Here is a 13,073-nt window from a genome sequence, read left to right as displayed (position 1 = left end):
GTGAATTTTTTATTTATATATAAAATTTAACACTCACATATCGAGAACACAATGGTTTTATTTATAATTTTCGGGTTTTGATAAACGTAAATTAGAACTGCTTATCGTTTTTGTATTTTTGATAAACAAAAAAACCTCTACACCACAAGAGTAGAGGTTTTTATTTAATTATTTCATGTATCAGTTTGACACTGCCTGGCTCACTAGTAATTTCAATATTGTTGTACAACAAATTCATAACATCATCTATATCTTTGCTATTGCTATAAATTGTTAATATACTCTCACCTTTATTTACTGGATCACCAATTTTTTTATTCAAATTAATTCCAACAGTGTAGTCTAACTTATCGCCTTTAGATTGACGTCCTCCACCCAGTAACATACTAGCTATGCCGATTTCATTGGCATTCATTTTAGAGATAAATCCAGATTCTTTAGATGGTAGTTCAACCTCATACTTTGCCTTTCCCATTAACAATGGGTTATCAATAATATCAGGATTACCACCTTGAGCGATAATCATTTCCTTAAAACTTTCTAACGCTTTTCCGTTTTTAACTACTGATTCTAGTTTTTCTCTAGCTTCAGCTAGGTTTTCAGCTTTTCCTGCAAGGACAACCATTTGACTACCTAGTGTATACACTAACTCAGTAATATCTTCTGGACCTTTACCCTTCAAAATATCAATAGATTCTTCAATTTCTAGCGAATTTCCTATCTTATTTCCCAAAGGTTGATTCATATCTGAAATTACTGCCATGCAATCCATCCCAACAATTTTACCTATCGAAACTAAAGCATTTGCTAATTTCTCTGCTTCAGATTCCTCTTTCATAAAGGCACCCGATCCTGTTTTCACATCTAAAACTAAAGCGTTAGTTCCCGAAGCAATTTTCTTACTCATTATGGAACTTGCAATTAAAGGAATGGAATCGACTGTATCAGTTACATCACGGAGTGCATATATTTTCTTATCTGCAGGTGCAATATTTCCTGTTGCTCCTACTATAGCAAGATTAATATCTTTAACTTGATTCTTAAATTCTTCTTCACTAAGTTCCACATTAAATCCAGGGATTGCTTCAAGTTTATCAAGTGTTCCACCAGTATGACCTAATCCTCTACCAGAAATCATGGGTATGGGTATTCCTAGAGCTGCAATCATTGGTGCAAGTGGGATACTTGTCTTATCTCCAACACCTCCAGTCGAATGTTTATCAACCTTAATACCGCTTATGTTAGATAAATCTAATTTATCACCAGAATCTAACATTTGCATTGCTAAATTAGTTTGTTCAGAGTCACTCATCCCGTTAAAATAAATTGACATCAATAATGCACTCGTTTGATAATCAGGGATAGTTCCATCTGTATAACCATCAACAAAATATTCAATCTCTTCTTTACTAAGTTCTTTTTTGTTTCTTTTATCATCTATGATATCTATCATTCTCATAATAAAAGCCTCCACAACTAGTCTTGTTCGATTAAAGCTTGGGCTGTTTCTACATCAATAATTAGACAATTAGCATAATTACCCTTTAGAGCACCCCTGATGGATTGTAATTTTCTCATACCACCAGCTACTAATATTGATTTATCTTTATCTTTTAATTTATCCAATTCAATTCCTATGGTTCTGGAGTTGATTTCAGATGAAGCTATTTCCCCATCGACATCAAAAAATCTAGAGCATATATCACCTACAGCACTTTCCTGCAATTCTGCTATTTCCTTCTTATCAAAGTAACCTGTTTTAAACAGCAAAGCTTCATCCCTAACTGTTCCCACTGTGAATAAAACTACATTAGTCTCCTCACCTAATTTGATAAGTTTGCTAATATGTCGATCTTTCAGAACGATATCATGTGTTACTTTATTTTCAAAAACTACCGGCAATGGTAGAACAACAGGTGATGTCTGAAAAGCATCTCCAAATTTTTTTAACACGTCTTCACCATAGACTGGTGTTGGAGTGTACGTCACACTACCTTTTAACTCAACAACTTGAACATTTTGAGCAGGACTTAACTTCAAATTATCAGCAACCTGATGCATTGTCCTTCCCCAACTTACCCCGATCTTATCATTGTCTTGAATAGTATCATACAAATAATCGGCAGTATAAACACCTAGAGCTTCAACAATGTCATCATAATTGCTAGATTCCACCGGAACAACATGTGCCTCTTTTAAATTAAATTTTTTAACTAATGCCTGTTCTAGGCTAGTCATACTAGAAAATGGATCAATTATATCTATTTTTACTAGCCCATTTTCTAAAGCATATTGTAAAAGTCTTGAAACTGTTGGCCTTGATATATTTAATTTCTTTGCTATTTCTACCTGCCCCATACCTGACTCATAATAAAGTCTAGCTACTTTCAAACTATCAAGTATTCTTTTATTTCTAACATCGGTTTTCATATTATCGGCTCCTATACTAATAGTGCATCACATATCAATTGTAATAAAAATAAGCAGCCTACGACTACAATTACATAATTTACTTGTTCCTTTTTACCGGTAATAAATTTCAAAAATGGATACGATACAAATCCGAACGCCATACCTGCAGAAATTGAACCTGATAAAGGAATAATTACCAAAATAAGAAATGCAGGAATCCATTCACTTAGATCTTGATAGTTAATATTTTGAAGTTGTTGCATCATTAAAGCACCAGTAATTATTATTACAGGTGCTATTGCCTGTTCTGGAACATATTTTAATAATGGTATAAAAAATATTGACAACAAGAACAATATTCCAGAAGTTAATGACATAATTCCTGTTCTTCCCCCACTTTCAATACCTGATGCACTTTCTGCCGCAGCAACTGTAGGGCTTGTTCCCAAAAAGCCTGATATAAAAGTTGATACGGAACTGGCTTGAAAGGATTTTTTGAACTTTGTATTATCTGGAAGTAATCCCTCCAAAATCCCCATAGATTCAAATACTAAAATCATAGTCATAGAGAATACAGCTAGTAAAAATTTAAAAGAAAACAAGTCTGAAAAATCCCCTTGAAACAAGATTTTAGTCATTGAACCCAAATCTCCTACACTAGTAGAAGCAATGGGACTGGAAATATTTAAAAATAGAGACAAAATACTGGTTAAGACGATTCCTATAATAAAGCTTCCTGTAACGTTATTTAAAAATAAAATTAAGGTAACAACTAAGCCAAATATCGATAATAAAACAGTCGGCTGAGACATATTACCCAACATTAACAATGACTGTTTTCCTCCTGATTGAATCAAGCCTGCTTTTTCTAAGCCTACAACAACTAAAAACAAACCAATTCCTACCGTTATCCCATTTTTCAAAGTATCTGGAATATCTCTCGATAGAACATCACTTATTTTCGAAAATGCCACAATCATATAAAGCACGCTACTTACAATTGATATCGAAATAGCTTGTTGCCAACTTAAATGCATACCTATTACTAATGTATACGTAAAAAATGCATTCACACCCATACCTGGGGTAATAATAATTGGAGAATTTGCCCACAAAGACATCAATATACATCCCAAAGCAGATGAAAATATCGTAGCAAAAACACTCAAATTTGCTGGAATAGCAGCATCACCAAGTATGATAGGATTAACAATCATAATATATGAAATCGCAAAAAATCCTGTCACACCGGCAATAATTTCATTCTTTAAGTCTTTACCACTTAATTTGTTATTCCAAATATTATCCATTCGTTATGATCTCCTATTACCATACAAACAATCCAACAGTTGCTGCAGAAAGTAGTGAAACTAATACACCTGACAACAATAGATATCCAACATTTTTAGCTATTAAATCATTTTTTTCTTTGTCTACCAGTCCCTTAAAACAACCTATTATCATACCTACAGTGCTAAAGTTTGCAAATGAAGTAAGGAATACTGTTAGAACTGCTTTATAATGTGGCGCAAAACTATTAATTGTTCCTGTTACTTTGCCCATAACAACGAATTCATTAGTAACAAGTTTGGTACCCATAAATTGAGCCATATCAAATGCATTTCCAGTATTCAATCCCAACAACCAAGCAAATGGGAATAGAATAACACCTAAAATATGTTCCAGCGTAATCCATGGATTAATAATTTGTAGTAATTTATCGATTAAGGCAGCTAGAGCAACAAATGCAATTACATTAGCAGTAATAATTAAAACTAATCTACCGGCATTAAGAATTGAATCACCCAAAAATGAGAAAAATGGTTCTTTTTCATTTTTTTCACTATGAGTATCTGAGCCACTGCCTTGCATAGTCGCAATTGTATCTTCCTCTGGTGTCACATTAACTGGATTTAAAATATCTGTCACAATAATTGCATTAATGATATTAATTGGTATTGCTGTTAAGATAAACTGTCCAGGCATCATACTTGTGTATGCACCAATGATTGAAGCTGTAACACAACTCATTGACATCATTGCTAGTGTTAAATTCCGCTCTGCCTTTATTTGTCTTAGTTGTATCGCTGATATAGCTAATGCTTCTGTGTTCCCTAAGAACATCATTTCAACAGCAAAGAAAGATTCAAATTTTGGTTGACCTGTAACCTTGGCCAGTCCTCTTCCAATCCATTTGATGATAAATGGCAATAATCCAATATAAGTCAAAATATCAAACAAAGGAATTATCATCAAAATTGGAAGTAATACACTTACCACAAAATCCATTTGTTTTACGTGAACCATACTAGGTAAGGCAAATGCAATACCTGTGTAGGCGACTTGAACAAGCGCATTAAATCCATCTGCTGCTCCTAAAACAATGTCTCGTCCAATTGAAAATCCTATTAAAAACCATGCTAAAAATAGATTTATAGTTAACATTATTCCAACAGATTTCCAATGGATTTCTTTCTTATTTTTTGAAAATAAGAATGCTATTGATACAAATACAATTAATCCGATAATATTTACAAATAGATACATAATGATGCCCCCAAATATTATTTAATTGCCGTTTCTAAAGAAATAATCATCATGTCTTTGAATGATTGCTCTCGCTCTTTTGATGAGGTAGATACACCATTAAGTATTTCATCACTAACTGTACAAATGGCTACTGCTTTAGCATCATGCTTAACAGCAATTGTATATAAAGCTGCTGCTTCCATTTCAATACCTAAGACTCCGTATTCACTTAACATCTCATTATCAATTTCATCGTTATAAAATCTATCCGCAGACAAAATATTTCCAACATGAGTTTTAACTCCCATATTTTTAGCAATTTGGTACGCATCATATACCATTTCAAAATCTGCTGTTGGAGCATAATAGATACTTCTGCCAAAAATATTATGAATGAAAGATGAATCTGTACTTGCTGAATCAGCTATTATTACATCGCGAACTTTAACATCTTTGCCGATAGCCCCAATAGTTCCTACACGAATTAGTTTTTTTACACCATAAAATTTAACTAATTCATTTGCATAGATTGAGATAGATGGAATACCCATCCCCGAGGCCTGTACAGAGACCCGTTTACCCTTATAAGTTCCTGTATAACCAAACGCATTTCTTACAGTATTGTAAAGTACAATATCCTCTAAAAAGTTCTCTGCAATGAACTTTGCTCTTAATGGATCACCTGGCATTAAAACAACTTCAGCAATATCTCCTGGTTTGGCGTCAATATGTGTACTCATAAATATATTCTCCCTTAACTTAGATTATTCAAGAAACTATTTCCTACGTCATTTCCTTTAACACTAAAATTATCAAGAATTGTTGCACCTAAATCTGAAAACCCATCACGAATTCCTAAGTCAATATTTCCAGAAAGACCTGGGGAATATGCTAATAGTGGAACATATTCTCTAGTATGATCAGTTCCTTTAAAACCCGGATCATTTCCGTGATCAGCGGTAATTAATAATAAATCATCATCCTTTAATACACTTAATAACTCTCCCAACTGTTTATCAAATTGCATCAAATCATTTCCGTAACCCTCAGGATTTCTTCTATGCCCATACATAGCATCAAAATCAACCAAATTAGTAAAACTAAATCCGTGGAAATCATTATTAGCATTTTTTATTGTTTGAACCATACCATCATGATTGCTAGTTGTATGAACTCCTTCAGTAATCCCATGACCTGAGAAAATATCATTAATTTTACCAACTGCTAAAACATCGAAATTAGAATCCTTTAAATAATCCATGTCACTTTTTGCAAATGGTTCTAAAGTATAATCATGACGATTGGATGTTCTTTCAAAATTATCCTTATTTGTTCCAACGTATGGTCTAGCTATGATACGTCCTATTAACGTTGGCTTTTCCAAAGTTAAGCTTCTGGCATATTCACATATTTTATAAAGTTCTTCCAATGGAATAATACTTTCATTAGCTGCAATTTGAAGTACTGAATCACCTGAAGTGTAAACTATCAAATCACCAGTTTCTAACTGATGCTCTCCGTAATCTTTGATAACTTCTGTACCAGAGTATGGTTTATTAACAATAATATTTCTTCCACTAAATTTTGATATTTTGTCTAATAAATCTTCAGGAAATCCATTAGGAAAGAAATCAAGTTCCTCCATGACAGGAAGCCCCATCATCTCCCAATGGCCATCCATACTATCTTTTCCAACTGATTTTTCTTCCATTTTTCCAAAACTACCAATTGGTTTTTCGATAGGTTCAACACCTTCGATTGGATTATTCTTTCGAATATTTCCTAATCCTAATTTTTGAAGATTAGGAACATTAAAATTACCTTTGAAGTACTCTCCGATATGACCTAATGTATCTGCGCCTTCATCACCAAATTTTTTTGAATCAGGGGCTGTTCCTATACCTGTTGAATCTAAAACTACTGTAAATACACGATTAAACTTCATTATGGTTTACCTGTCCTTATTTCTATTAGCTATTCATAATCTTAACGCCAGAACTTGCTCCTAATCTTGTTGCTCCTGCTTCAATCATTGCAAGTGCTTCTTCTTTGGAATGAATGCCGCCCGATGCCTTAACACCCATATCTGGGCCAACTGTTTTACGCATAAGCGCTACATCTTCAACAGTAGCTCCTCCAGTTGAAAAGCCTGTTGAAGTCTTAACAAAATCAGCACCAGCTTCCTTTGAAAGCTCGCATGCTTTAACTTTTTCTTGATCAGTTAGAAGACATGTTTCAATAATTACCTTAACGTGTTTGTTAGAACCGTGTCCTACTTTAACGACACCTTTAATATCTGAAAGAACTGAATCATAATGACCAGCTTTTAACTCACCAACATTTATAACCATATCTAATTCATCAGCACCATTTTTGATAGCATCTTCTGCTTCAAAAACTTTTGATGATGTAGTTGTTGCACCTAGAGGGAAACCAATAACTGTACAAACATTAACATCAGTATCTAATAGTGATTCATACGATTTTTTTACCCAGTAAGGATTGATACATACAGAAGCAAAGTCATATTCTTTGGCTTCTGATAAAATTCTTTTTACATCTTTCTCAGTTGCATCTGGATTTAAAATTGTGTGATCGATATATTTTGCTAAATTCATAGTAATTCTCCCTTTTCGTTTTTGTATGCGCTTACAAAATAACATATAGTATTACACTTGTAAAATCATTTTTTGAACATATGTAACGATAGTTACATATTTAATTAATTTTTCTTATTTTTAAAAAATAAAACACCTACTAAATATTATTTATTAGTAGGTGTTTTATTATTTATTAGCTATAATCTTGTTTTGACTTAATGTCTCAAAAAAATTAGAATATCTCAATTTGATTAATAAAATTTCAATGCCGTCTACAGGAGTCGAACCTGCGACCCACGGTTTACGATACCGTTGCTCTACCAACTGAGCTAAGACGGCGAACAGCACATCAGTTATTGTATTATTTTTTATAATCTATGTAAATAAAAAATCTACCTACAAAAGTAGGTAGATTTAATTGTACTCCGGTTGTCAGACTCGAACTGACGACATCCTGATTAACAGTCAGACGCTCTACCAACTGAGCTAAACCGGAATAATAATAGTTCACTAAGGAACTATTAAATTTTATCAATGACAGAAATTATCGTCAAGATATTTTAAACTAAATTGCATTTTCTTTTGTAATTTTTGTTACTCCACCCATATATGGTACTAGTACTTCTGGGATTGTAACTGAGCCGTCTTCGTTTTGGTAATTTTCCAAAATAGCTGCAACTGTACGTCCTACAGCCAATCCAGAACCATTTAGAGTATGAACTAATTGAGTTTTACCATTTTCATCACGATAACGTATTTGGGCACGACGAGCTTGGAAGTCTAAACAGTTAGAACAACTTGATATTTCACGATATCTGTCTTGTGCAGGTAACCATACTTCCAAATCGTATGTTTTAGCTGATGAGAAACTAGCATCCCCACTAGCCAAAGTTATAACATGATATGCAAGTCCCAATTTTTGTAGAATATTTTCAGCATCGCCAACCATTTTTTCTAATTCATTATATGAATTTTCAGGTTTAGAAACTTTTACCATTTCTACTTTATTGAATTGGTGCATTCTTATCAATCCACGAGTATCTCGACCTGCTGAACCTGCTTCTGAACGGAAACTTGGTGAAATTGCAGTAACATATTTTGGTAGTTCATCTTCTGACAAAATTTTACCAGCAAAATAATTTGTCAATGGAACTTCAGCAGTAGGTATCAATGTCAATGGATTTTCATCTACTTCAACTGTGTATACATCTTCTCTAAATTTTGGAAATTGACTTGTTCCAAACATTGCTTGGTCATTAACCAAGTACGGTGTAATCATTTCTGTATAGCCTTCTTGTTGATGTTGATCCAACATAAAGTTATAGATAGCTCTCTCTAATCGAGCACCCATGCCTACATAATAAACAAATCTGGCACCTGAAACTTTAGCAGCTTGTTCGAAATCAAGGATTCCTAAATCTTCACCAATTTCCCAATGATTTTTAGGAGTGAAGCCAAGTTCTGGAATTTTACCTACTTTACGTGCTTCAACATTAAAACTTTCGTCTGGACCAACAGGAACAGAATCATCTGGAAAGTTAGGCAATCGTACTAAGATATAATTCATTTTATCTTCTGTTTCTTGTAAATCAGAATCCAACGCTTTGATGTCACTACCGACCTTTTGCATATCTGCAATTTCGTTATCAGCGTTTTCTTTATTACGTTTCTTTTCAGCAATAGCTTGAGATACAGTATTACGTTTTCCCTTTAGATCTTCAACTTGAACTAAAATATCACGTCTTTTTTGGTCTAAGCCTATTACTTCGTCAATCTCTTCTGGTTTAACACCACGTGATTCAAGTTTTTGTTTTGCCCAATCTGGATTATTTCTAATGACTTTAATATCTAACATTTAAAATTTCCTCCTAAAATATAAAAAAAGACTGACTTGTCCCAATAATGGGACGAATCAGTCATTCGCGGTGCCACCCAAATTCAGTAAATAAAATATTTACCACACTCTAGTCAACTATAACGGATTGAACCCGGACAGCATTACCTGTCGCTAGTGTACTAGAAGTTGTTAAGCCTTAACGATTCTCACCAGTTATCGTCTCTCTGAAAGGCTCATTATAGGTACACTTTAAGCGTAATATTATCTACAAATTATGTTATAAGATTCGTTTGATAAATTCAACTATTATGTATATGTTGTTCTCTTATTTTTTCAACATCGATATCATCTAATTTTAAGTATTTAGTTTTGTATCTTAATTTGTAATAAATCCAAAATACAAATAACAGGATAAGACCACTGTAACTTACAATTAGTTTAACAAAATCGAAGTGAATTATTGAAGGAATATCTTGAGCAAAGATAATAATAATTCCCAAAATAATAGCTAGTATTGGACCAAGTGGGAACCACTTAGCATGATACTTCAAATCATCTATTTTATAACCTTTATTTAAATAAGCTTTTCTAAATCTATAATGTGAAAATGCTATTCCTAACCAAGCTATAAATCCAGTTAAACCACTGGCAGCGACTAGTATTCCGTAGAAACCGTCTCCGAACAAACTAGTTAGAAGCGCTGCACCTCCAATAATGGCAGTTAGTAGCAATGCAAATACTGGTACACCATGATTATTAGTTCTAGAAAAGATTTTTGGTGCCATATCAGTCTTACTCATAGACCAAAGCATTCTACTTGCGGCGTATAGTCCTGAATTAGCTGCAGATACAACTGATGTTAGAATAACAGCATTCATAATACCCGCAGCAAGAGGAATACCAACTCTTTGGAAAACAATAGTAAATGGACTAATAGCAATATCTCCAGCGCCAGATCCTAATAAATTAGGACTTGTATAAGGAATAATAGCCCCAATAACTGCAATAGAAAGAATATAGAATAATAGAATTCTCCAAAATACTTGTTTAATTGCCTTTGGTATACTCTTTTCCGGTGTTGCAGATTCTCCGGCAGTAATACCTACCAATTCTGTTCCTTGGAAAGAAAATCCTGCGATAACAAATACACTAAATATAGCAGGCCAACCACCAACAAAGGGAGCATCTCCTATAAAGTAATTACTCAAACCATGTATAGGTTGTGTTAATTCCCTAGGTCCGTGAGGTCCCATATGATGTGGACCCATACCCATTCCTGGATTTTTACCCAAAATTCCAAGAATAGTTAAAATACCAAATATCAAGAATACAATTACTGCAATAACTTTGATAGATGACAGTATGTACTCTGTTTCTCCAAAGGATTTAACAGAAATGAAATTTATAACCAAAAGTAAAATCAAAAATACAAAACTAATTTTCCAAGTTTCCCACATCGGGAACCAATATTTTAAAACAATCGAAATTGTCGAGAGATCAACTGCCAATGTAATGGCCCAGTTAAACCAGTAATTCCAACCCAATGAGAATCCTAATGCAGGATCAATAAACTCAGTAGCGTACGTTGAAAATGAACCAGATACTGGCATATAAGTAGCCATTTCTCCTAAACTGGTCATCAAAAAGTAGACCATTATACCAATTGCAGAGTATGCTACCAAAGCACCCCCCGGTCCAGCAGTAGATATTGAACTACCACTAGCAACAAATAGACCGGTTCCAATAGACCCCCCTAAAGCAATCATCGAGAGATGTCTGGTCTTCAGACTCTTTTCCATTTCATTATTATTATCCATCACGTTTCCCCTATCCGGATTCAAAAAAATCCTTAATAAATCAGAAGGAAACTACTGATTATTAAGGATTCACTGATATATTCAATCAACCGAAATATTCAATAGCTCACCGCAAACACATTGCGACAGTCCACTACCTGTTAAGCAGCAGCCCAACGTTGTAACTGTAGGCTTTACAACATTTCGGCAAATTTCCCTTTTACAAATTGTCAAAGTACCCTACATACTCAAATTTGCTACTAATAAAATTCGCGCCTCTATCTAATTACGTTCATTATATTAAAAAATATTAAAGCAATCAAGTAATTATAAATTGGTATAGTATAATAAATCTGTAACAAATTTAATTTATATAGGGGAAATTATGTTAGAAGAAGTATTTTTAGGAAGACCTGAAGTCGAAAAATACAAGATGCTAACTGTCATTAAGTCCTTGCCAGAACATGAACTTAATTTAAATAACATCAGTACGGAACTAGACTTTACATACCAAAAAACATACAATATTTTTCAATCATTAATCCAAGATTTGATGATTATGGATGAAAAACTTGATGTCGCAAATAACAAAATTGAAGATATAGATTTTGACAATATTTCAATTAATAAATATAGGTTGTTTTTAATTGAAGACTCTGTTGTTTTCCAAGCATTTAATTATGGGATGTCCACAAGTAAACCGAGCTTTGATAATTTTAGTACTTTACATTTTACAAGTAAGTCTACTTTAAATAGAAAAATGGCTGGTCTACGAAAAATGCTTAAGGGATTCGATCTGAAGATTTCTAATTCCACATTAGAAATCAGTGGCGATGAAAAACGCATTCGATGGGTCGCATATTTGATTTATTGGCGAATTTTTCACGGACAAGTTTGGCCATTTGATATTGTAAACGAAGATAATGTTGAACAAATTTTACATAGATCAGAACAAATTGTTAATCCTGTTACATTCATTCAAATGAAATATCTAGTTGCTATTTCTCGTATGAGATTAATCAAAAAGAACAACTTGGGAAGCATGACTTCATACAAAGAAATATTTGATAATCACCCAATTGGAGACGATATAATCTTACAGAGTGATTACCCATTGATTTCTCCTTCAGATATTATGAATGAAAATAAATTTCTAAGTGTCTTCAATAATCTAAACTTTAGATCAAGATCCACTAGTGATGATGACTATAAGATTTTCAGTATCTACGATATTTCATCAGAAAAGATAAAAGGATTAGTTGATTCATTTATCGACAGTTTGCTAAGCAAATATAAGATTAATGTTCGCGTGAGTGTTTCCACCGATATAGATCCTATAAATTATTTAAAGGAATACACCGCTAGAATATTTGGATTCTTTTACATTATGTCTGATATTTCTGTGACTAGCTGGCAAAATTTCAGTGAAGGTAATGACAGCGTTAGCGCATATACTTCACTCTATAAATTTATATCTGATTTTATAAAAGGAATTGATCATGATGAATTTCCGGGAATATCCAACTCAGTTGATACAATTAGTCATGACTTAACACAAGTCTTACCTAGTTACATTAGTGCTATTCCTGAATCCGATAAAATCAAGGTTAAACTAATAGTTGACTCCGGAAGTACTACAGAATCCGAATTGCTCAGAAATATTACTATGACTAGTTATGTAGAACTAGCAAATAATAATGAATTCGAAGACGTTGATTTAATTTTAACGACGTTGGATATTTTTCCAACTGAAGAAGAACTCAAGAAATATCCTAAAAATGTCAAGATACTCTCTTGGAATCTTCAATCAACCAGACTTGATTACTTTTGGCTATTAAAGAGAATTGACGACATGTACAATATGAAAATAAAAAAAGGTAAGTCATAATTGACTTACCT

At 33.3% G+C, this 13,073-nt stretch carries 10 protein-coding genes, 2 tRNA genes and 1 riboswitch; of the genes, 1 reads left to right on the top strand and 11 read right to left on the bottom strand.

Annotated features, from left to right (window positions below; genetic code table 11):
• Positions 1 to 160 precede the first annotated feature (160 nt).
• From EKN01_RS00700 to EKN01_RS00650, 11 genes are all read right to left on the bottom strand, one after another.
• Positions 161 to 1,459 carry a pyrimidine-nucleoside phosphorylase gene (locus EKN01_RS00700; protein ID WP_129044558.1) on the bottom strand — a complete coding sequence of 433 codons (1,299 nt, stop codon included), beginning with the start codon at positions 1,457 to 1,459 and terminating at the stop codon, positions 161 to 163.
• A 17-nt stretch (positions 1,460 to 1,476) separates the two neighbouring features.
• Entirely contained in the window at positions 1,477 to 2,430 is a 954-nt protein-coding gene (locus EKN01_RS00695) for a sugar-binding transcriptional regulator (RefSeq protein WP_129044557.1), read from the bottom strand.
• A gap of 11 nt (positions 2,431 to 2,441) precedes the next feature.
• Positions 2,442 to 3,722 (bottom strand): NCS2 family permease, encoded by a 1,281-nt coding sequence (locus EKN01_RS00690; RefSeq protein ID WP_129044556.1) that lies wholly within the window; start codon positions 3,720 to 3,722, stop codon positions 2,442 to 2,444.
• A gap of 16 nt (positions 3,723 to 3,738) precedes the next feature.
• A complete protein-coding gene (locus tag EKN01_RS00685; protein WP_129044555.1) occupies positions 3,739 to 4,959 on the bottom strand; it encodes a NupC/NupG family nucleoside CNT transporter in 1,221 nt (406 codons plus the stop codon).
• 17 nt (positions 4,960 to 4,976) lie between these two features.
• Positions 4,977 to 5,681 carry a purine-nucleoside phosphorylase gene (gene deoD / locus EKN01_RS00680; protein ID WP_129044554.1) on the bottom strand — a complete coding sequence of 235 codons (705 nt, stop codon included), beginning with the start codon at positions 5,679 to 5,681 and terminating at the stop codon, positions 4,977 to 4,979.
• A 14-nt stretch (positions 5,682 to 5,695) separates the two neighbouring features.
• Positions 5,696 to 6,886, bottom strand: coding sequence for a phosphopentomutase (locus EKN01_RS00675; RefSeq protein ID WP_129044553.1), 1,191 nt, complete (start codon positions 6,884 to 6,886; stop codon positions 5,696 to 5,698).
• A 25-nt stretch (positions 6,887 to 6,911) separates the two neighbouring features.
• Positions 6,912 to 7,559: a deoxyribose-phosphate aldolase gene (gene deoC / locus EKN01_RS00670; protein ID WP_129044552.1), complete on the bottom strand. Its 648-nt coding sequence runs from the start codon at positions 7,557 to 7,559 to the stop codon at positions 6,912 to 6,914.
• Positions 7,560 to 7,807: 248 nt separating this feature from the next.
• Positions 7,808 to 7,880, bottom strand: a tRNA-Thr gene (locus tag EKN01_RS00665).
• 84 nt (positions 7,881 to 7,964) lie between these two features.
• Positions 7,965 to 8,037 (bottom strand) — tRNA-Asn (locus EKN01_RS00660).
• Between the two features lie 69 nt (positions 8,038 to 8,106).
• On the bottom strand, positions 8,107 to 9,396 hold the full coding sequence (serS, locus tag EKN01_RS00655) for a serine--tRNA ligase (RefSeq protein WP_129044551.1): 1,290 nt from the start codon (positions 9,394 to 9,396) through the stop codon (positions 8,107 to 8,109).
• Between the two features lie 281 nt (positions 9,397 to 9,677).
• A complete protein-coding gene (locus EKN01_RS00650) occupies positions 9,678 to 11,195 on the bottom strand; it encodes an amino acid permease (RefSeq protein WP_129044550.1) in 1,518 nt (505 codons plus the stop codon).
• Between the two features lie 94 nt (positions 11,196 to 11,289).
• Positions 11,290 to 11,463, bottom strand: a riboswitch (Lysine riboswitch).
• A gap of 96 nt (positions 11,464 to 11,559) precedes the next feature.
• Between EKN01_RS00650 and EKN01_RS00645 the strand changes: the two genes are divergently transcribed.
• On the top strand, positions 11,560 to 13,062 hold the full coding sequence (locus tag EKN01_RS00645) for a helix-turn-helix domain-containing protein (protein WP_129044549.1): 1,503 nt from the start codon (positions 11,560 to 11,562) through the stop codon (positions 13,060 to 13,062).
• Positions 13,063 to 13,073: the final 11 nt, after the last annotated feature.

Origin of the sequence: Companilactobacillus metriopterae, from assembly GCF_004117915.1 — a bacterium.
Lineage (GTDB): Bacteria > Bacillota > Bacilli > Lactobacillales > Lactobacillaceae > Companilactobacillus > Companilactobacillus metriopterae.
The sequence above is the reverse complement of the archived record's forward strand: the minus strand, read 5'-3'. Positions and strand labels throughout refer to the sequence as shown.